The organism is Xanthomonas sp. 60 (genome assembly GCF_011761925.1).
This window is the reverse complement of the sequence record NZ_JAASQW010000006.1, coordinates 26,149-45,338: the sequence shown is the minus strand read 5'-3', so window position 1 is coordinate 45,338 and position 19,190 is coordinate 26,149. Positions and strand designations below refer to the sequence as shown.

Genomic DNA, 19,190 nt, shown 5'->3' with positions numbered 1-19,190 from the left:
GCCTTGAACCAACCTTCATCACTGCTGCCGGCGGTGCCGCCGAACATGCCGCAGACCAGACCGAACGGCTTCCTGCGCTGGCTGGCGCGCAGCGTACTGCGCCTGCGCGGGTGGAAAGTGGTGGGCACGCTGCCCGACGTTCCCAAGCTGGTGATGATCATCGCCCCGCATTCCTCCAACTGGGACGGGTACTGGGGCATGGCGGTGAAGCTGGCGCTGGGCCTGGACGTGCGCGTGCTGGGCAAGGCCTCGCTGTTCTGGTGGCCATTGGGTCCGCTGCTGCGCAAGCTCGGCGTGATCCCCTTGGACCGCAGCTCGCCGCAGGGTACGGTGGAGCAGGCCGTCGCGGTGATCCGCCGCTCCGACCGCATGTGGTATGCGATCACCCCGGAAGGCACGCGCAAGAAGGTCACGCACTGGAAGGCGGGCTTCCTGAAAATCGCGCGGATGGCGGATGTGCCGATCCTGGCCGCCTACTTCCATTACCCGGACAAGACGATCGGCTTCGGTCCCCTGTTCCAGGCGACCGGCAATGACGCGGCTGACATGGCGGCGATCCGTGAATGGTACCGACCCTGGGTCGGCAAGACCCGCGGCACGGTCTGAGCGGCCAAGGCGCGGCAGCGCAGGCGCCACGAACAGCACATGCCGGGGCGCCGCAGGCGGAGTAGGGTGACGGGCTGGCAACCACGTCAGGTTGCCCCCCAGGAGCCCGATCAATGTCGCGTACCGTCATTCTGGCCGCCGCCATCAGCCTTGCGCTGGCGGCCTGTTCCGGCAAGGAGTCCACCCCCGTGTCCGAAGCCTCCCCGACGCCGGCCCCGCAGCCGGCGGATGCATCCACCAATCCGTTGCTGACCGCCAGCAGCCTGCCGTTCCAGGCGCCGCCGTTCGACCGCATCAAGGACAGCGACTACCTGCCCGCCTTCAACGAGGGCATGCGCCAGCACCTGGAAGAAGTGCAGCGCATCACCGGCAGCACCGAACCGCCGACCTTCGACAACACCATCCTGGCGCTGGAGCGCAGTGGCGAAACGCTGGGCCGTGTCTCGCGCATCTTCTTCGGCCTGGTCCAGGCCGATACCAACGAAGCACGCCAGGCCATCCAGGAAGAAGTGGCCCCGAAGCTGGCCGCGCACCAGGATGAGATCAATCTGGATCCGAAGCTGTTCGCCCGGGTCAAGACGCTGTACGACCAGCGCGAAACACTGCAGCTGGACCCGGTGCAGAAGCGCCTGGTCGAACACTACTACGATGGCCTGGTCCGTGCCGGCGCACAGCTCGACGATGCCGACAAGGCCAGCCTGCGCAAGCTCAACGTCGAGGAGACCACGCTGGCCACGCAGTTCCACACCCGCCTGGTCGCGGCGACCGCCGCCGGTGCGGTGGTGGTGGATGACAAGGCGAAGCTGGCCGGGCTGAGCGAAGATGCCATCGCCACTGCGGCGGCCGACGCCACGGCGCGCAAGCTCGATGGCAAGTTCCTGCTGCCGTTGCAGAACACCACGCAGCAGCCGGTGCTCGGTTCGTTGAGCGACCGCGAGCAGCGTGCAGCGGTACTGAAGGCATCGGAAACGCGTGCCGAGAGGGGCGATGCCAACGATACCCGGCAGACCGTGCAGCGCCTGGCGCAGCTGCGCGCGCAGAAGGCCAGGCTGCTCGGTTTCGAGACCTACGCCGACTACAACCTGGGCGACCAGATGGCCAAGACCCCGGCTGCCGCGCTCAAGCTGCTCACCGACACGGTGCCGGCGGCCACCGCCAAGGCGCGCGCCGAAGCGGGCGAGATCCAGAAGGTCATCGACGCACAGAGCGCAGCGTCGAAGACCGGCGGTTTCAAGGTGGCCGCTTCGGATTGGGACTTCTACGCCGAGCAGGTGCGCAAGGCGAAGTACGATCTTGACGAAGCGCAGATCAAGCCCTATTTCGAGCTCGACAACGTGCTGCAGAACGGCGTCTTCTATGCCGCCACGCAGCTGTACGGCATCACCTTCAAGCAGCGCACCGACATCCCGACCTACCATGCGGACATGAAGGTGTACGAGGTGTTCGACAAGGACGGCACCTCGCTGGCGCTGTTCTACACCGACTACTTCAAGCGTGACAGCAAGTCCGGCGGCGCCTGGATGGACGTGTTCGTCGAACAGGACGGACTCACCGGGGCCAAGCCGGTGGTGTACAACGTGGCCAACTTCACCAAGCCTGCCGCCGGCCAGCCCGCGTTGCTGAGCTTTGATGATGTGACCACGCTGTTCCATGAGTTCGGCCACGCGCTGCACGGCATGTTCTCCAACGTGAAGTATCCCTCGATCGCCGGCACCGCCACCTCCCGCGATTTCGTCGAGTTCCCTTCGCAGTTCAACGAGCACTGGGCGCTGGATCCGAAGGTCTTCGCCAACTACGCCAAGAACTACAAGACCGGCGAACCGATGCCGCAGGAACTGGTCGACAAGATCCTCAAGGCACGCAGTTTCAACCAGGGCTATGCGACCACCGAGTACCTTTCGGCCGCGCTGCTCGACCTGGCCTGGCACACGCAGAAGGCTGACGCCCCGCTGCAGGACGTGGACGCCTTCGAGGCCGCCGCACTGAAGAAGTACAAGGTGGACCTGCCGCAGGTACCGCCGCGTTACCGCACCACCTACTTCGACCACATCTGGGGCGGTGGGTACTCGGCCGGTTACTACGCCTATTTCTGGGCCGAGGTGCTGGACCACGACGCGTTCCAGTGGTTCACCGAGAACGGCGGGCTCACCGCGGCCAATGGCCAGCAGTTCCGCGACAAGGTGCTCTCGCGCGGCAACAGCGTGGAGCTGAGCCAGCTCTACCGCGATTTCCGCGGCAAGGACCCCTCGGTGGAGCCGCTGCTGGAGTTCCGTGGCCTGAAGTAAGGCCGGGCCGGCCCCGGCCGGTGGGGGGAGACCGTGGCGGGACGACGCAGTCTTTACGTCGTCCCGCCCTGTTGCGCATGGCGGCTTTACGCGCACCGCGCGCATCGTAGCGCTACCGCGCCGCAGGGCGCTTGCCTCCGTTGACCCTCATGTCGATCTTCATCATCCGCGGCCCCGGTGCCACCGGCGCGCTGATCCGGACCGCCTCGCCGCTGCCGGGGCCGGTACTGAAATCCCTTGTCCATCGCGCGATCGATGCGGGCACCAGCGTGGCCATCCGGGCCTGCGGCTCGGAGCAGGAACTTCTCGATGCACTGCGCGTGGCCGACCATGCCCGCGGCGAGGTGACCCTGCTGGACCCGGGGGCCTGCGCGCACAGTGCCCGCCTGCATGACCTTCTGCCCCACCTGCACAACGCCTATGTGGAGGTGCACGCCGAAGGCGTGGTGCAGGAACCCTGGCTGCCGGCAGGCGTCGGCCAACGTCTGGGGGTGGCGTCCGGGTACGGGGCGCAGAGCTATGTGCTGGCGCTGGATATCGCGCTCGATCACCTCGGCCTGGCCGAGCAGGGCGCACGCGTGCACGTGGGCACGTGAGCACGTGAGGCGCGGCCGGCGTGCGGATGCCGGGGTCATCCAGTCGCAGGAGATATCAATCCGGTTCGGTCAGGTTATGGATCGACTTGCCTGCCGCGCCTACGCTGGAGGCCTCCCCACTGAGTGATGACCGCGCGCACCGCGGTCCTGTTTCGATGAACGGCACCACCGTCACGCTGGACAATGAACCGGGCGGGCAGGCACGCGCCATGGGCGCGCCCACCCATATTGAACAGGGCACTCCCGCGTTCCGGCGTACGGCCATCGCGCTGTTTCTTGCCGGGTTCTCCACCTTCGGCCTGCTCTACACCGTGCAGCCGCTGCTGCCGGAGTTCAGCCGCCACTTCGGCGTATCGGCGGCCAACAGTGCGCTGGCCCTTTCGCTGAGCACGGGCCTGCTGGCGGTGATGATGCTGGTGGCCGGGCTGCTCTCCGATCGGGTGGGTCGCCGCAACGTCATGATCACGGCGCTGCTGGCCTCCACCGTGCTGTCCGCGGCCAGCGCGCTGGTGAGCGACTGGACCACGCTGCTGCTGCTGCGTGCGCTGCTCGGGGTGACCCTCAGCGGTGTGCCGGCGGTGGCGATGACCTACCTGGTGGAGGAAATGGACAGCCGCGCGATGGGCCTGGCGATGGGGCTGTACATCGGCGGCAATGCCGTGGGAGGCATGAGCGGGCGGCTGATCGCGGGCATCGTCGCCGACCATTGGGGCTGGCGCTGGGGCATCGGCGTGGTGTCGCTGATCGCGGTGGCCAGCACGCTGCTGCTGTGGATGCAGCTGCCGCCGTCGCGGCACTTCCGCAGCCGGCGCGGGGGCCTGCGTGAACTCCCGGCGCGCTGGCGGCAGCTGTTCGCCGATCCCGGACTGCCGTGGCTGTTCGCCACCGCCTTCCTGCTCATGGGCGTGTTCGTCACCCTCTACAACTACCTGGGCTATCACCTGCTGGCCGCGCCCTACCGCCTCAGCCAGACCGTCGTCGGTCTCATCTTCAGCGTGTACCTGGTGGGCACCTTCAGCTCGGCCTGGATGGGACAGCAGGCCCTGCGGCACGGGCGCGGGCGCGTGCTGTCGGTCTGCTACGCGTTGATCGCCGCCGGCATCGTGCTGCTGGCCCTGCCGTGGCTGGGCGCCATGGCGATCGGCATCGCGCTGGTCACCTTCGGGTTCTTCGGCGGGCATTCGGTGGCAAGCAGCTGGGTGGGCAGCCGCGCCGGCAGCAGCCGCGCCGAAGCCTCCGCGCTGTACCTGTTCGCCTACTACCTGGGCTCAAGCGTACTCGGTGCGCTGGGTGGATTGGCCTATACCGCCTGGGACTGGACCGGCGTGTGCCTCGCCACCGGTGCGCTGACCCTGCTCGGTGCGGCCATCGCCGGGCGGCTGTGGCGGCACCCGGCGATGCAGCGCCAGTCGTGAGCGGAAGGTGCATGGTAGGCTCGCAGGCCTGCCCCGCTTCAAGGACGATGCCTCATGGGAAGCCTGCTTTCTACGACGATGTTGCTGCTGTTCGGCGTGATCGCTCTGGGCGCGCTGCTGGCAGTCGTGGCTGCCGTGACCTGGGTGGTCAAGCGGGTCTGGTACGCCGGGCGCGTTGATCGCCCGCAGCGCTGAGCCTCAGCCTGGCGATCGCCCGAAGCCTGTGATCAGCAGGGCAGTGAAGTGGCGGATCAGCGGGGTCACCCCTTCCGCGCGCCAGGCCAGCTGGACTTCCGAGTGTGCGCCCCGGTCGGACAGGGTCACGAAGCATGCGCCGTCCACCTGGATGTGGTCACACGAGGCCGGCAGGATCGCAGCGCCCAGCCCCGCGGCGGCCAGACTGATCAGCGTGGACGCCTCACCGGCCTCCTGCACGATGCGTGGGGTGAAGCCGGCGGCCGCGCACAGGGCGATCATCTGGTCATGGATGCCGGCCCCCACGCTGCGGTGGAAGCCGACGAACGGTTCGTGCGCGAACTGCTCCAGCGCCAGCACCGCGGTGCCCGGATCCTGCCCGCGCAGTGCCGGGTGGCCGCGGTGCAGCACCAGCGCCAGCGGATCGGTGAACAGCGTGCGCGCGACAAGTTCCGGCGGCAGGGTGCGGCGGCGGATGATGCCCACGTCCAGGCGCTTTTCCAGCAGGGCGTCGATCTGCTGCAGGGTGTTCATCTCGCGCAGCTGCAGGCGCACCTGCGGGTAGCGTTCGCGGTAACCGAAGATCGCCTGCGGAATCTGCGGTACCAGCGGCGTGGCGCGGGTCAGGCCGATATGCAGCTCGCCCACTTCGCCGCGCTGGACGCGCTGCACTTCCTCCACCGCACCGTCGATCTGCTGCAGGATCGAGCGCGCGCGCTGCTGCAGCCGCTCGCCCGCTTCGGTGAGCTGCACCCGGCGATGGCTGCGCACGAACAACTGCGCACCCAGGAGCTGTTCGAGCTGGCGGATCTGCTGGCTGAGCGGCGGCTGGGACATGCCGAGGCGCTCGGCGGCCTGGCCGAAATGCAGCGTATCGGCCACGGCGAGGAAATAGCGGAGGTGGCGGAGTTCGAGCGACATGCCCGCATTATGAGCGCGTGCGGCGGCCGAGCAGGACCCTAGCGCTCGGAGTGCCCGCTCTGGTCGTAATCGCGGGGCGAGAACAGGTCCGGCTGGATCATGTCCACGAAGGCGCGGGCCTGCGCGGAGAGTGCCTTGCCCCGGCGCACGATCACCCCGTAGCTGCGCTCGGGGAACCAGGCCCGCATGGCGCGTGCCGCCAGCCGGCCGCGGTCGGCGTCGTTCAGGCACAGCGACGGCACGATGGAGATGCCCATGCCCATTGCCACGTACTGCTTGATCACCTCCCAGCCGCCCACCTCCAGTGCCACCGTGTAGGGCAGGCGTGCGCGCTGGAACACCTGGTCCACCAGGCGGTAGGTGATCTGCCGTTTCGGGGGCAGGATGAGGGGCTGCCGCGAGATGGCGTCCAGGCTCAGTTCGCCGCGCGCCAGCGGATGGTCGTGCGGGGTGATGAGCACCTGCTCGAAACGGTAGGCCGGCGCGTAGGTGAGGTCGGCGGGTACGTCGGTCATCGAGCCGACCGCCAGATCGGCCGCATCGTTGCGCAGCAGGTCGGTGCCATCGGCGCTGATCGCGTTGTGCAGCGTCAGGCGCACCTCAGGATGCAGCTGGCGGAACCGCTCCACGATGCGCGGCAGCAGGTACAGGATGGTGGAACTGTTGGCGGCGATGTTGAGCTCACCGGCCTCCAGCCCCTGCACCCGGTCGCGGAAGGTGGCTTCCAGGCCATCCAGGCTTTCCACCAGCGGCTGGGCCATCTCGAACAACAGTTGGCCCTCCCGGCTGGGCACCAGGCGCCGACCGCTGCGCTCGAACAGCACCACGCCCAGCTCGCGCTCCAGCGCCTGGACCTGCTGGCTGACCGCCGGCTGGCTGACGAACAGGGCCTCGGCGGCACGCGAAATCGAGCCAAGACGTACCGTCTGGCAGAACGCACGGAGCGGCTTGAGCCGATCTGATTTGTAGGAAAAACGAGGACTTGCAGGCGGGCGCGTGGTCATGAGGTCAAGAGTATAAGCAGAACTTATGAAATGCATTGCAATATCTGCTTTGAGAAATGGATGGGGTCGAAGGAGGGTGGGGCTCTGTCCCTTGCTGGAGCCCCCCGATGCCTGCCGCCGCCTCCGTCCTGCCTCCCCCCAAAGCCACGCCCGGGATCACCCTGGCCCTGCAGGTGGCCGACCAGGCCACCCTGCTGCCCGCACCGCTGCTGGCCCTGCTGGTGTCCCTGCACCGCGCCATCGAGCCGGAGCGCCAGGCCCGGCTGCAGGCACGACGGCAGCGGCAGGTACGGTTCGACCAGGGTGAGCTGCCGGACTTCCGTGACGACACCGCCGCGATCCGCACCGGCGACTGGAAGGTCGCGCCGCTGCCGGCTGCGCTGCAGGACCGGCGCGTGGAGATCACCGGGCCCACGGACCCCAAGATGGTCATCAACGCGCTGAACTCGGGCGCCAAGGTGTTCATGGCCGATTTCGAGGATTCCACCTCGCCGACCTGGCACAACCTGCTGGCCGGCCAGCGCACGCTGATCCACGCCGTGCGCGGCGACCTGACCTTCACCGTGACGGCGGCCAACGGGCGGCCGCAAAAGCACTACGCACTGCGCCCGCAGCCGGAGCAGGCGGTGCTGATCGTGCGTCCACGCGGTTGGCACCTGGATGAGAAGCACGTGTACGTGGATGGCCAGGCGCTGGCCGGTGGCCTGTTCGATGCGGCCGTGTTCGCCTTCCACAATGCCCGCGCGCTGCAGGCCATCGACCGCGGGCCCTACCTCTACCTGCCGAAACTGCAGAGCATGGAGGAAGCCGCGCTATGGGAAAGCGCGCTGTCGCACATCGAAGGCATGCTCGGCCTGCCCCAGGGGCAGATCAAGGTCACCGTGCTGATTGAAACGCTGCCGGCGGTGTTCGAGATGGACGAGATCCTGCACGCGCTGCGCGAGCGTGTCGTCGGGCTCAACTGCGGCCGCTGGGACTACATTTTCTCGTACCTGAAAACCTTCCGCCGGCACGCCGACAAGGTGCTGCCCGAACGCGGCCAGGTGACCATGACCCAGCCCTTCCTGAAGGCCTACTCGGAGCTGCTGATCAAGACCTGCCACCGGCGGGGCGCGCACGCGATGGGCGGCATGGCCGCGCAGATTCCGATCAGCACCGATGCGGCGGCCAACGAGCAGGCCATGGCGCGGGTGCGTGCGGACAAGCTGCGCGAAGTGACGGCCGGCCACGACGGCACCTGGGTGGCGCACCCTGCGCTGATCCCGGTGGCGATGGCGATCTTCGATGAGCACATGCCCGGGGCGAACCAGCACCACGTGCTGCGCCAGGATGTGCGCGTGGGGCGCGATGAACTGATCGCGCGTCCGGCGGGCACGATCACCCGCGCCGGCTTCGAAGGCAATGTCGAAGTCTGCGTGCGCTACCTGGCCGCGTGGCTGGACGGCAACGGCTGCGTGCCGATCCACCACCTGATGGAGGACGCGGCCACCGCCGAGATCAGCCGCAGCCAGCTGTGGCAGTGGCTGCATACCCCGGGGCAACAGCTCGACGACGGCACCGCCATCGAGCTGGACCTGCTGGAGACCACGCTCGCGCAGCTTCCAGCGCGGTTGGGCGAGCGCGCTGCACTTCCCGGCGGTGCGCGCATCGACGAGGCCATCGCGGTGTTGGCTGAGCTGAGCCGCGCGCAGGAGCTGACCGAGTTTTTGACCCTGCCTGCCTACGCGCGCCTGTAGCGCCGGGCCCTGCCTGCACCCCATCGCCCACCCTGCATTCCCTGGAGAACGCCATGAGCACGCTGCCCACCGCCGAACAGATCCAACACGAATGGGACACCGATCCACGCTGGAAAGGCATCAAGCGCAACTACAGCGCCGCCCACGTCGTGCGCCTGCGCGGCACCGTGCGCGTGGAGCACTCGCTGGCCCGTCTGGGCGCGGAGAAGCTCTGGAATTACCTGCACGAGAAGGAGTTCGTCAACGCCCTGGGCGCGCTTACCGGCAACCAGGCCATGCAGCAGGTCAAGGCCGGCCTCAACGCAATCTATCTGTCCGGCTGGCAGGTCGCGGCCGACGCGAACCTCGCCGGCCAGATGTATCCCGACCAGTCCCTGTACCCGGCCGATTCGGTACCGGCGGTGGTCAAGCGCATCAACAACACCCTGCTGCGTGCAGACCAGCTGCACCACGCCGAAGGCAACGACGCGATCGATTTCCTGCAACCCATCGTGGCCGACGCCGAGGCCGGGTTCGGCGGGGTGCTGAACGCATTTGAGCTGATGAAGGCGATGATCGAAGCCGGGGCCGCCGGCGTGCACTTCGAGGATCAGCTGGCGGCGGTGAAGAAGTGCGGGCACATGGGCGGCAAAGTGCTGGTGCCCACCCGCGAGGCCATCGAAAAACTCAACGCGGCGCGCTTGGCCGCCGATGTGCTGGGCGTGCCGACCCTGCTGGTGGCGCGCACCGATGCCGAAGCGGCGGATCTGCTGACCAGTGACATCGACAGCAACGACCAGGCCTTCGTCACCGGCGAGCGCACGGTCGAGGGCTTCTACAAGACCCGCAACGGGCTGGACCAGGCCATCAGCCGTGGCCTGGCCTATGCGCCCTACGCCGACCTGGTGTGGTGCGAGACCGGCAAGCCGGACCTGGCCTTCGCCAAGGCCTTCGCCGAGGCCATCCATGCCCGGTACCCGGGCAAGCTGCTGGCCTACAACTGCTCGCCCAGCTTCAACTGGAAGAAGAACCTGGACGATGCGACGATCGCCGGATTCCAGAAGGAAATCGCCCGCTACGGCTACAAATTCCAGTTCATCACCCTGGCCGGTTTCCATGCGCTGAACTACGGCATGTTTGATCTCGCCCACGGTTACGCACGCCGGCAGATGAGCGCGTTCGTGGAGCTGCAGGAAGCGGAGTTCGCGGCGGCCGAGCGCGGCTTCACGGCGGTCAAGCACCAGCGTGAAGTAGGCACCGGTTACTTCGATGCGGTGACCCAGGCGATCCAGAACGGCGAGTCGTCGACCACCGCACTCGCCGGATCCACCGAAGAAGCGCAATTCAACGCAGGCCAGGCGGCCTGATGGAGCCAGCGGCGATGGGCGTTGACCGCCCGTCGCCGGTCCCGCGTCAAGGCCGTTTGCAGCGGACGAGGCCGATCTGCCCATTCAGCTGCCCCTCCAAAGTGAGACGCAGCGCACGCTTCAAACCGATGCTATGCTCGCGGGCGCGGAGAGGGGATTTCCAGACAGGACAGGGGACATGAACGGCGAGGGCGCAATCGCCACAGTGCAGGAGCGGAGCATTGCCTCAACGGCGATGGCCGAGATCGTGCACGCTGTGCTGGGCCAGGCCGAGGCCGCCCTGTTCGCCGGTTTCGCACGCCGCCGGATGCTTGCCGAAGGCGAGTACCTGTTCCACCGCGGTCACCGTGGCAACAGCATGTATGTGATCGCCAGCGGCGAGGTGGAACTGGATTTCGGCGAAGACCTGGTGATGAAACGGCTTGGCGCCCATGAGTTCTTCGGTGAGCTGGGCCTGCTGATCGGCGACCACCTGCGCAGCGCCGATGCCCGCGCCACGCGCGCGACCGAAGTGCTGGAGCTCGAGCACGCGGACTTCCATCGACTGGTGGAAAGCGATCCGGGCCTGGTGGCCTATTTCCTGCGCCGCACGATCATGCGCGTGGTCAGCAACGAACAGGTACTCATCAGCCAGCTGCGCCGGCGCAACCATGATCTGGAGACGGCGCTCGACAACCTCTACGTCACCACCCACCAGCTCAGCCATACCCGTGAGCTGGTGCGCACCGATGAACTGACCGGCCTGGACAACCGCCGCGGCCTGGCGTTGTACCTCAAGGAGGCGCGCGTCCAGGAAGGCACGCTGCCCGAAGGCCTGCTCCTGATCGATTGCGATGCCTTCAAGCTGATCAATGACCGCCATGGACACCAGGCCGGCGATCGCGTGCTGCAGAGCGTGGCCAACATCCTGCGTTCCATGGCCGGCGCGCAGGACCTTGCCTGCCGCCTGGGCGGTGATGAGTTCTGCCTGCTGCTGCGCCGGGCCACGCCGGAGATGGTCCAGCACGCCGGCGAGTTCGTGCTCAGCGCGGTCAACGGCCTGCTCGAGCGCAGCCACGGCACGCCGCACGTGTGCCATCTCAGCATCGGCGCGCACCTTCTCGAGCCACAGGGCGACTGGAGCGAATGGTATGCGCGCGCCGACCGCGCGCTGTACCAGGCCAAGCGCGAAGGCGGTGCCCGCCTGCGCTGGTCGCACGATGCCCTCGATCCCTTGTAGACCCCACCGGCCATGACCGTCGACAGGGAGTCGTCCACGCACGTACCGCTGCTGCGGGCACTGTTGTTCACCGATCTCTGCGATTCCACCCTGCTGGTGGAGCGCATCGGCGATGCGGCGGCGGCGGCGCTCTTCCAGCAGCATGACCGCCTCGTGCTGGCCCTGCAGCAGCGCTGGCATGGCCAGCAGATCGACCGGTCCGATGGCCTGTTCCTGCTGTTCGAGCGGCCCATCGATGCCCTCGGCTTCGCGCTCGACTACCAGCAGGGGCTGCAGGTGCTGGGGGCCGGGAACGGCGTCGTCCTGCACGCCCGCGCGGGGCTGCATGTCGGTGAAGTGATCCTGTGGAACAACAGCCCCGAGGCCGTGGCGCTGGGGTCCAAGCAGGTGGAAGTGGAAGGGCTGGCCAAGCCCATGGCCGCGCGCCTGATGCAGATGGCGCGGCCCGGCCAGATCCTGGTCTCCTCGACCGCCGAATCGATGCTGCGCCGCGCCGCTGCGGACCTGGGACCGGTAGGCGACAACCTGAAATGGAGATCCTTCGGCCGCTGGCGTTTCAAGGGCGTGGCGCAATCCATGGGCGTGCTTGGCGTGCAGGCGGCCACGATGCCGGCGGCGAGACGGCCACGGCAGACCGCCAAGGCGATGCGCGATGTGCCGTTCTGGCGCCGTCCCATGGCCGTGGCCGCCGAAGCGATGGTCGCGATCGTGCTGATGGTGGGCCTGTGGTTCCTGCTGCGGCCGCAGCCGGCGATCGCCTTCGTGGAGCGGGACTGGGTGGTGCTGGCCGATGCGCAGAACCTGACGGACAACCCGCTCCTGGACGAAGGGTTGGAGCAGGCACTGCGCATCACGCTGGAACAGTCCCGCCACGTCAATGTGCTCAGTGACCTGAAGGCCCGCGACACCCTCACCAGGATGCTGCTTCCCGAGAGCGCAGTGATCGACCGATCCCTGGCCATACGGATCGCGGCCCGCGATGGTGCGCGTGCCGTGCTCGTGCCGTCGGTGCGTGAAGTGCACGGCCTGCTCCGGGTGTCGGTGGAGGTGGTGGATCCGTTGGGCGGGCAATCGGTCTATACCGTCCACGCCGACGGGCGAGGCTACGGTTCGGCCCTGTCTTCCACCGACGAGGTCGCCGCGGACCTGCGCGAGCGCCTGGGTGAAGCACTGGTGGAAGTGAGGAAGGCATCGGAACCGCTGCCAAAGGTGGCCACCGGCGACCTGGACGCACTCAACGCGTATGCAAAAGGCCAATCGGCCTACGGCGCGGGCAGGGTCGACGAGTCGATGAAGTTCTACACCATCGCAACCGACATCGACCCCGGTTTCGCCATGGCCTGGATGGCCCGCATGCGTGTGCTCGTCAGCCGTGGGCAACGCGACCAGGCGCGTGCCGTGCTGGTGAAAGTCGAGGGATTGAAGAACAGGCTGACGACGCGCGAACGGCTGTACCTGGAAGCGTGGCGGCTGGAGATGTTCTCCGATTCGGAAACGGCCGCCCTGGGTGCATGGCAGACGCTTGCCGAGCTGTACCCGGACCATCACGGTGCCAACGTGAACCATGCCTTGGCCGCCTTCGCCCTTGGCCGCTATGAGGAAGCACGGAGCGCGGTGCTGCGGGCCGACGTCGCGCAGAATCCGCTCCGGCCCGTCACGCTCCAACTGCTGGGGCGGATCCAGCTGGCACGGGGCGAGCTCCTGGCCGCCGTGGAAACCCAGCGCAAGGCGCTCGCCACGGGCAAGGACCCCTCCACCCGCCATCTGGCGGCCGCGCTGGCGGCCTCCGGGGACAGGGCGGCTGCCCGCCGTACGCTGGCTTCGCTGCCTGCGGACGGCCCGGCGGGATGGCTGGAAGGTGTCACGCTGGCGGTAGATGAAGGGCGCCATGACGAGGCCGTCCGCGCCGCCTCGGCGGCGGCCAGTCACTGCAGGCAAAGCGACTTCGTCTGCCAGCTTCTGTCGGCGGTGGACCTGGCGGCGCATGCGGCGGCCGGGCAGTGCCCGGATCCCGCCTACGTGCGGGCTACCGTGTCGTCCCTGCTTGCCTCCGCGACCGACGCCGGTGCCGCCGACCGGGGCGGACGGCTGTTCTTTGCTGCCGCCGCCGCATACGCAGCCCAGCGGATGGGACTGCATGAAGCGGTATCCCGCGTAATTCCGCGCATGGAAACCCTGGCCACGGGGTTGGCCGATCAGAAGGCGCTGGAAATGACCGCGCTGGTGGTGGCGAACCAGCGTCGACTATCCGGCGATCCCGCAGCGGCACGGCTCCAGCTCGAGGCGATGGTCAACGGGACCGAGCTTTTCCAGGTGCACAGCGTGCTTGCGAAGGTGCACGCGGACCTGGGCGACCGGATTGCCGCACAGCGCCAGACCGATTGGTTGCACGCCCACCGGGGCCTGGCCTATGCCGAGTTCTCCGGCTCTGCGGTGCTGCAGTCGCTGAATGTCCGCGACAGCGCCTCGCTGGCGGATCGACGCTGTGCCGCCGCCCCGGAGTGAGCGGCGGACGTGCAGCATGGCCTTACGGCCGGGGCGAGGGATCGCCGGAAATGAAGCAGTGCGGCACGCTGAAAGTGGCGTTCTCCGTGAAGTGCTGGGTCAGCTGGGCGCGTGCGGCGCTGAGCGCTTCGATCGAAGCGAGCTCACCGGGCATCTCGCAGTCCTGCGCCGCCGCGGCCGCCTCTGCGCTGACCTGCAGCAGGGCCCTGGGCGGGTCGGCCTGGAAGGCGGCGCGGAAGGCCGCGTCGGTGGTGAGCAGGTCCAACAGCTTGGCAGCGTCGGTGGCCGACAAGGGTTTCTTTTCGTTCGACATCATCGGGATCCAGGGATGGGGAGGACACGTAGCCCCGCAGCAGCGCTGCCACAGCTACACGTTCATTAGCGGCGCACGCGGCAGCGCCTTGAATCGCGCCGTTGCGGCGCGCGCTTGGCCGGGCGCGCGGGCCCGGCATAATGCGTGCAGTGGCCATACCGGCCGACGATGACTGCCTGCCATGCATTTCCGGCGCTGCCACGCCCTGGCCCTGTTGCCCGAAGAGACACCCGTCTTCTCCCTTGCAGGGGTACTGGCCGGGGGCACGGGCCTGGCCCATGAGACACGGGTGATCGCGCGCGCGGCGCATCTGGATGACGCCATCGTGCTCGGCGCCGACGCCGCTGCGCTGCTGCTGCAATGTAACGGCGAGGCATGGCAGCCGCTGCCCGGCGCACCGCAGGCCCGGGCGCTGGTTGTCGAACTGATCGAGAAGGGGCTGCTCATCGCCCGCACGGGCGAGCCGGCGCGGTATCGCGATGCCGACCAGCGGGTGCGCCAGGGCCACTGGTGGTCACTGTCTGCGATCCATCACCGCCACTCCCGCTGGGCAGAGGTCGACGGTGCCGGTGAGATGGTCGAAAAGCAGCTGATCACCGCCGCCGACCTCGTCCGTGCGCTGGGTCCGCCGCCGCCCGAGGCGCCCGTCCGCCAGGCGGGTGCGATCACGCTGCCCGTTGCGCCAGGCGGGCCGGAAGACGCGGTGCTGGCGCGTCGGGTGACCTGCCGGAACTACGATGCCTCGCGCGCGCTGCCCCTGGGCTCACTCGCCCACATCCTGCACCAGGTCCTGAAGGCCCACGCGGTAGTGGAAACCGGACCGGGCGCGCGGTTCCTCAAGAAGAACGTGCCGTCCGGCGGAAGCCTGCATCCCATCGAGGCGTATGTCATCGTGCGCCATGTCGACGGCGTGGCGCCGGGCCTGTACCACTACCACCCGGTCGCGCATGAGCTGGCGCGCACCGCGCACCAGCCGACCGACCTTCCCGCATGGATGCTGACGCTGGTCGCCGGGCAGGACTGGTTTGCCTCGGCGCATGTGCAGATCGCGCTTGTCTGCCATTTCGAGCGGAACTTCTGGAAATACAGAAACCACGCCAAAGCCTACCGCGCGGTGACACTCGATGCGGGGCACATCTCACAGGCGATCTACAGCGCCGCGACCGGCCTGGGGCTCGGTGCCTTCGTGACCGCCGCGATCAACGAAGCACAACTGGAATCCCTGCTGTCACTGGATCCCATCGAAAACGGCGTGCTGGCCGTCTGTGGGTTCGGGTGGCGCTCGGCCGTGCAGGCCATGGCGGAGATGGATCCCGCTGGACGGGTGTGGCCGGCGGGCACCGCATCCGGTTGAATGCAGGCGGCGCGGGCCGGACCGCGCAGGGCGGCACGGCCCGCCGGCGCATCCCTCAGCCGGCGTCGAAATCCACCAGCACCGCTCCGTCCCCGACCTGCTCGCCCGCCTTCGCGCGGTAGCCCTTCACCGTGCCATCGGCCGGCGCCTGCAGGGTGTGTTCCATCTTCATCGCTTCCAGGACCACCAGCGGTGTACCGCGCTTGACCTGGGTACCGGCCGGCACCAGCGTGGCGATGATCCGGCCGGGCATGGGCGCGAGCAGGCTGCCGGCGTCAACCGCCGAAGCCGCCGACCCGCCCAGCGGATCCTGCAGCGCGAAACGATGCTGCCCATCGCGTGCGAACAGATACAGCTGCGCATCATCGCGCAGCGTGTGCACGGTCCGGCGCTCGCCGTCCACCTGCGCCGTCAGGGCGCTGCCCTCGAACGTGCCGGGCACGGACACCGGTGCAGCGCCATCGCACTGCACGCGCCAGCCACCGGCCTGTGGCCACACCTTCAGGCACTGCCGGTGTTCCCCCTGCTGCAGCACCAGCACGCGGGGCGCCGCGGCGCCCAGGCGCCAGCCGTCCTGCTGCTGCCACGGCGAATGCGGATCGCCTGCGAAGCCCGGTGCCGGCGCCGAATGTTCAAAGGCCGCGATGGCCGCGAGCGTCCACAGCGATGCATCGACCTCCGGGGCGGGTGCCAGCGCCGCCTGCTCGCGTTCGATCAGCGCGGTATCCAGCCGTGCCTGTGCGAACGAACCGGTCTGCACCAACCGGCGCAGGAACGCGGCGTTGGTGGTCACGCCAACCACCTGGCAGTCGGCCAATGCTTGGCGCATGCGGCGCAGCGCGGTGTCGCGGTCCACGTCCCACACGATCAGCTTGGCGATCATGGGATCGTAGTAAGGCGTGATGCTGTCGCCCTCCTCGACGCCCGTATCCACGCGCACGTGGGCCGATGGCTGCGGCAGGCGCAGGCGGCGCAGCGTGCCGGTGGACGGCAGGAATCCACGGTCCGCATCCTCGGCGTACAGCCGTGCTTCGAGGGCGTGACCGGTGATCGCCAGTTCGTCCTGGCGGCGGGGCAGGGGCTGTCCAGCCGCCACGCGCAGCTGCCATTCCACCAGGTCGGTGCCGGTGATGTATTCGGTGACCGGGTGTTCCACCTGCAGCCGGGTGTTCATTTCCATGAAATAGAAATCGCCGTCCGGGCCGGCGATGAACTCGACCGTGCCCGCGCCGACGTAGCCCACCGCACGCGCGGCATCCACCGCTGCGGCCCCCATCGCTGCACGGCGATCGGCGCTCATGCCCGGCGCCGGCGCCTCTTCCAGCACCTTCTGGTGGCGCCGCTGCACCGAACAGTCGCGCTCGAACAGGTGCACCACGTTGCCGTGGCTGTCACCGAACACCTGGATTTCGATATGCCGCGGGCGCTCGACGTACTTCTCCACCAGCACATGATCGTTGCCGAAGGCGGCGCCAGCCTCGCGCTGGCAGCTGGCCAGGGCGTCGAGAAACGCCTCGCTGCGCTCGACCTTGCGCATGCCCTTGCCACCGCCGCCGGCGCTGGCCTTGATCAGCACCGGGTAGCCGATGGCATCGGCCTGCGCGTGCAGGAACACCGGCGCCTGCTCGTCACCGTGGTAACCGGGCGTGAGCGGCACGCCTGCCTGCTGCATGAGCGCCTTGGCCGCGCTCTTGTCTCCCATCGCGCGGATGGCGCTGGCCGGCGGCCCGATGAAGACCACGCCGGCGGCGGCGCACGCCTCGGCGAAGCCGGCATTTTCGGACAGGAATCCGTAGCCGGGATGGATGGCCTGCGCCCCGGTGCGGCGCGCCGCGTCCAGCAACGCGTCGCCACGCAGGTAGCTTTCACGCGCTGCGGCCGGCCCGATGTGGATGGCCTCGTCGGCCAGGCGCACGTGACGGGCAGTGCGGTCCGCATCGGAATACACGGCCACCGTGGCGATGCCCAGGCGGCGGCAGGTGGCGATGACGCGGCAGGCGATCTCGCCCCGGTTGGCGATCAGGACTTTGGTGAACGGTGCGGCAGGCTTCATGGATACAGGCTCGGTCATGGCGCAGGTCACATGCGGAACACGCCGAAGCGTGTCTCGCGGGCCGGGGCGTTGAGGCTGGCCGACAGCGCCAGGGCCAGCACGCGACGGGTGTCGGCCGGATCGATGATGCCGTCATCCCACAACCGTGCGCTGGCGTAGTAGGGATGTCCCTGCCGCTCGAACTGGTCGCGGATGGGGGCCTTGAAGGCGTCCTCGTCCTCGGCCGTCCAGTCCTCGCCCTTGGCCTGGATGCCATCGCGCCGGACCGTGGCCAGCACGCTGGCCGCCTGCTCCCCGCCCATCACGCCGATCCGCGCGTTGGGCCACATCCACAGGAAATTCGGTGAGTAGGCGCGGCCACACATGCCGTAGTTGCCCGCCCCGAACGAGCCGCCGATCACCACGGTGAACTTGGGTACTTTCGCGCAGGCCACCGCCATCACCAGCTTGGCACCGTCCTTGGCGATGCCCCCCTGCTCATACTTGCGGCCCACCATGAAGCCGGTGATGTTCTGCAGGAACACCAGCGGGATGTTGCGCTGGGTGCACAGTTCGATGAAGTGCGCGCCCTTCAGCGCGGACTCGGAGAACAGGATGCCGTTGTTGGCGATGATGCCCACCGGATAGCCATGGAGGTGGGCGAAGCCGGTCACCAGCGTGCTGCCGTAACGCGGCTTGAATTCATCCAGGCGCGAGCCGTCGACCAGGCGCGCGATGACCTCGCGCACATCGAAGGGCTTGCGGGTATCGGCGGGAATCACGCCGTAGAGTTCTTCGGCCGGATACAGCGGTTCTTCCGGCGGCTGCAGGGCCATCGCCGGCACGGGCTTGCGCCAGTTGAGCCGGGCGATGATCGCACGCACGCGGGCCAGCGCCTGCAGATCATCGTCCGCCATGTGGTCGGCCACGCCGGAAAGCCGCGTGTGCACATCGGCACCGCCCAGGTCTTCGGCGCTCACCACTTCACCGGTGGCCGCCTTCACCAGCGGCGGACCGCCGAGGAAGATGGTGCCCTGCCCACGCACGATCACGGTTTCATCGCTCATGGCCGGCACGTAGGCGCCGCCGGCGGTGCAGCTGCCCATCACGCAGGCGATCTGTGGAATGCCCTGCGCGGACAGGTTGGCCTGGTTGTAGAAAATGCGCCCGAAATGATCCCGGTCCGGGAACACTTCGTCCTGCAGCGGCAGGAATGCGCCGCCGGAATCCACCAGGTAGATGCACGGCAGGTGGTTCTGCTCGGCGATCTCCTGCGCGCGCAGGTGCTTTTTCACCGTCATGGGGTAGTAGGTGCCGCCCTTGACGGTGGCATCGTTGGCCACGATCACGCACTCCACGCCGCTCACCCGCCCGATGCCCGCCACCACGCCGGCACAGGGCACGGCGTCGTCATACAGGCCATGGGCGGCCAACGGGGCGATTTCCAGGAACGCACTGCCCGGGTCGAGCAGTGCATCGATGCGGTCACGCACCAGCAGCTTGCCGCGCGCGGTGTGCTTCTGGCGAGCGGCCTCGCTGCCGCCCAGTGCGACACGTGCAAGCGTGGCGTGCAGGTCATCGACCACCGCCTGCAGGGCGCTGCGGTTGGCCTGGAAGGTCTCGCTGCTCGCCTGCAGCTGGGTGCTCAGTGTGCTCATGGAAG

Annotated in this window: 15 protein-coding genes; 10 read left to right on the top strand and 5 right to left on the bottom strand. The window is 68.2% G+C overall.

The window, feature by feature from the left end; translation table 11 throughout:
• Positions 1-3: 3 nt before the first annotated feature.
• The 5 genes from FHY09_RS12745 (at position 4) to FHY09_RS12725 (ending at position 5,097) form a co-directional block, all read left to right on the top strand.
• A complete protein-coding gene (locus FHY09_RS12745) occupies positions 4-606 on the top strand; it encodes a lysophospholipid acyltransferase family protein (RefSeq protein ID WP_456362810.1) in 603 nt (200 codons plus the stop codon).
• A 113-nt stretch (positions 607-719) separates the two neighbouring features.
• Positions 720-2,891, top strand: a complete 2,172-nt coding sequence (dcp, locus tag FHY09_RS12740; RefSeq protein ID WP_166927269.1) for a peptidyl-dipeptidase Dcp — start codon at positions 720-722, stop codon at positions 2,889-2,891.
• Positions 2,892-3,040: 149 nt separating this feature from the next.
• The gene (locus FHY09_RS12735; protein ID WP_166927268.1) at positions 3,041-3,487 is read left to right on the top strand and encodes a type II 3-dehydroquinate dehydratase; all 447 of its coding nucleotides are present in this window, start codon (positions 3,041-3,043) and stop codon (positions 3,485-3,487) included.
• Between the two features lie 155 nt (positions 3,488-3,642).
• Entirely contained in the window at positions 3,643-4,902 is a 1,260-nt protein-coding gene (locus FHY09_RS12730) for an MFS transporter (RefSeq protein ID WP_456362809.1), read from the top strand.
• A 54-nt stretch (positions 4,903-4,956) separates the two neighbouring features.
• Complete coding sequence (locus FHY09_RS12725) at positions 4,957-5,097, top strand: hypothetical protein (RefSeq protein WP_166927267.1); 141 nt, start codon at positions 4,957-4,959, stop codon at positions 5,095-5,097.
• 3 nt (positions 5,098-5,100) lie between these two features.
• Here FHY09_RS12725 and FHY09_RS12720 read toward each other — a convergent pair whose 3' ends face one another.
• Positions 5,101-6,018, bottom strand: coding sequence for a LysR substrate-binding domain-containing protein (locus FHY09_RS12720; protein WP_166927266.1), 918 nt, complete (start codon positions 6,016-6,018; stop codon positions 5,101-5,103).
• Positions 6,019-6,056: 38 nt separating this feature from the next.
• The gene (locus FHY09_RS12715) at positions 6,057-7,022 is read right to left on the bottom strand and encodes a LysR family transcriptional regulator (RefSeq protein WP_166927265.1); all 966 of its coding nucleotides are present in this window, start codon (positions 7,020-7,022) and stop codon (positions 6,057-6,059) included.
• A gap of 107 nt (positions 7,023-7,129) precedes the next feature.
• Here FHY09_RS12715 and aceB point away from each other — a divergent pair, with 107 nt between their 5' ends.
• The 4 genes from aceB (at position 7,130) to FHY09_RS12695 (ending at position 13,828) form a co-directional block, all read left to right on the top strand.
• Positions 7,130-8,758, top strand: a complete 1,629-nt coding sequence (gene aceB, locus FHY09_RS12710) for a malate synthase A (protein ID WP_166927264.1) — start codon at positions 7,130-7,132, stop codon at positions 8,756-8,758.
• A gap of 53 nt (positions 8,759-8,811) precedes the next feature.
• Positions 8,812-10,104: an isocitrate lyase gene (aceA, locus tag FHY09_RS12705; RefSeq protein WP_166927263.1), complete on the top strand. Its 1,293-nt coding sequence runs from the start codon at positions 8,812-8,814 to the stop codon at positions 10,102-10,104.
• A gap of 178 nt (positions 10,105-10,282) precedes the next feature.
• Positions 10,283-11,323, top strand: a complete 1,041-nt coding sequence (locus FHY09_RS12700) for a GGDEF domain-containing protein (RefSeq protein ID WP_166927262.1) — start codon at positions 10,283-10,285, stop codon at positions 11,321-11,323.
• Between the two features lie 12 nt (positions 11,324-11,335).
• A complete protein-coding gene (locus tag FHY09_RS12695; protein ID WP_166927261.1) occupies positions 11,336-13,828 on the top strand; it encodes a putative peptide modification system cyclase in 2,493 nt (830 codons plus the stop codon).
• A 22-nt stretch (positions 13,829-13,850) separates the two neighbouring features.
• Here FHY09_RS12695 and FHY09_RS12690 read toward each other — a convergent pair whose 3' ends face one another.
• Positions 13,851-14,141, bottom strand: a complete 291-nt coding sequence (locus FHY09_RS12690) for an NHLP-related RiPP peptide (protein ID WP_166927260.1) — start codon at positions 14,139-14,141, stop codon at positions 13,851-13,853.
• A gap of 181 nt (positions 14,142-14,322) precedes the next feature.
• Between FHY09_RS12690 and FHY09_RS12685 the strand changes: the two genes are divergently transcribed.
• The gene (locus FHY09_RS12685; RefSeq protein WP_166927259.1) at positions 14,323-15,495 is read left to right on the top strand and encodes a putative peptide maturation dehydrogenase; all 1,173 of its coding nucleotides are present in this window, start codon (positions 14,323-14,325) and stop codon (positions 15,493-15,495) included.
• Between the two features lie 55 nt (positions 15,496-15,550).
• Here the strand turns inward: FHY09_RS12685 and FHY09_RS12680 are convergent, their stop codons facing one another.
• Positions 15,551-17,566 carry an acetyl-CoA carboxylase biotin carboxylase subunit gene (locus tag FHY09_RS12680; RefSeq protein WP_166927258.1) on the bottom strand — a complete coding sequence of 672 codons (2,016 nt, stop codon included), beginning with the start codon at positions 17,564-17,566 and terminating at the stop codon, positions 15,551-15,553.
• An 8-nt stretch (positions 17,567-17,574) separates the two neighbouring features.
• Entirely contained in the window at positions 17,575-19,185 is a 1,611-nt protein-coding gene (locus FHY09_RS12675; protein ID WP_166927257.1) for a carboxyl transferase domain-containing protein, read from the bottom strand.
• Positions 19,186-19,190: the final 5 nt, after the last annotated feature.

What these genes read in the sequence shown, in the direction of transcription:
- FHY09_RS12735 (WP_166927268.1), top strand. Translation starts at nt 3,041, where the DNA reads ATGTCGATCTTCATCATCCGCGGCCCCGGTGCCACCGGCGCGCTGATC.
- FHY09_RS12690 (WP_166927260.1), bottom strand. Translation starts at nt 14,141, where the DNA reads ATGTCGAACGAAAAGAAACCCTTGTCGGCCACCGACGCTGCCAAGCTG.
- FHY09_RS12730 (WP_456362809.1), top strand. Translation starts at nt 3,643, where the DNA reads ATGAACGGCACCACCGTCACGCTGGACAATGAACCGGGCGGGCAGGCA.
- aceA (WP_166927263.1), top strand. Translation starts at nt 8,812, where the DNA reads ATGAGCACGCTGCCCACCGCCGAACAGATCCAACACGAATGGGACACC.
- FHY09_RS12680 (WP_166927258.1), bottom strand. Translation starts at nt 17,566, where the DNA reads ATGACCGAGCCTGTATCCATGAAGCCTGCCGCACCGTTCACCAAAGTC.
- FHY09_RS12715 (WP_166927265.1), bottom strand. Translation starts at nt 7,022, where the DNA reads ATGACCACGCGCCCGCCTGCAAGTCCTCGTTTTTCCTACAAATCAGAT.
- dcp (WP_166927269.1), top strand. Translation starts at nt 720, where the DNA reads ATGTCGCGTACCGTCATTCTGGCCGCCGCCATCAGCCTTGCGCTGGCG.
- FHY09_RS12695 (WP_166927261.1), top strand. Translation starts at nt 11,336, where the DNA reads ATGACCGTCGACAGGGAGTCGTCCACGCACGTACCGCTGCTGCGGGCA.
- FHY09_RS12700 (WP_166927262.1), top strand. Translation starts at nt 10,283, where the DNA reads ATGAACGGCGAGGGCGCAATCGCCACAGTGCAGGAGCGGAGCATTGCC.
- aceB (WP_166927264.1), top strand. Translation starts at nt 7,130, where the DNA reads ATGCCTGCCGCCGCCTCCGTCCTGCCTCCCCCCAAAGCCACGCCCGGG.
- FHY09_RS12720 (WP_166927266.1), bottom strand. Translation starts at nt 6,018, where the DNA reads ATGTCGCTCGAACTCCGCCACCTCCGCTATTTCCTCGCCGTGGCCGAT.
- FHY09_RS12725 (WP_166927267.1), top strand. Translation starts at nt 4,957, where the DNA reads ATGGGAAGCCTGCTTTCTACGACGATGTTGCTGCTGTTCGGCGTGATC.
- FHY09_RS12675 (WP_166927257.1), bottom strand. Translation starts at nt 19,185, where the DNA reads ATGAGCACACTGAGCACCCAGCTGCAGGCGAGCAGCGAGACCTTCCAG.
- FHY09_RS12685 (WP_166927259.1), top strand. Translation starts at nt 14,323, where the DNA reads ATGCATTTCCGGCGCTGCCACGCCCTGGCCCTGTTGCCCGAAGAGACA.